General features: G+C 59.8%; 1 protein-coding gene. It reads left to right on the forward strand.

The window, feature by feature from the left end:
* On the forward strand, positions 1-654 hold a 654-nt coding region (locus SPHV1_RS22450), incomplete at both ends, for a ParA family protein (RefSeq protein WP_054948227.1).

Here is a 654-nt window from a genome sequence, read left to right on the forward strand (position 1 = left end):
CTTGCCTATTACTTCAAAGAACAGGGGTTGAAGGTCGCAGTTATTGACTTGGACACCCAAGGAAATGCCAGCTTCACCCTTGGCGAATATGATAGCGGAGCCTTGGCGAGCGGCCTTTTCGATGCCGTGTCACAATTCGACCTGGCTAACGCCGAGGGGATTGCTGTCTTTTCCGCCGACGCGCGGTTGGCCGATCTTGAGAAACTAGATCTCGGTGCGGCTGCTGGCGCGTTCAAGCGCAGTCTGGCCGTGATCGAGGCGGAAGGCTTTGACGTGTGCCTGATAGATACCCCCCCTTCCCTTGGGGTCCGAATGGCAGCGGCGTTGCTATCGGCCGACTTTGCGGCCTCGCCCATCGAGCTTGAAGCCTACAGTTTGCAGGGCATTGAGAAGATGGTGACGACGATCGCCAATATCCGGCGCGCGAACCCGGCGCTGCAATTCCTTGGCATGATACCGAGCAAGGTTGATGGCCGGAATCCCCGGCACGGGCAGCACCTTGACGAGTTGACCCGTGCTTATCCCCAGTTGGTCATTCCGACGCCGATCGGAAACCGGAGCAGCGTTGCGGACGCGCTGGCGTCGGGCTTGCCGGTTTGGTCGATCAAACGGACTTCGGCGCGGAAAGCGGCGCAGGAAATGCGAGCGATGGCC

Origin of the sequence: Novosphingobium sp. KN65.2 (assembly GCF_001368935.1) — a bacterium.
In the GTDB taxonomy this organism is placed as follows: domain Bacteria; phylum Pseudomonadota; class Alphaproteobacteria; order Sphingomonadales; family Sphingomonadaceae; genus Novosphingobium; species Novosphingobium mathurense.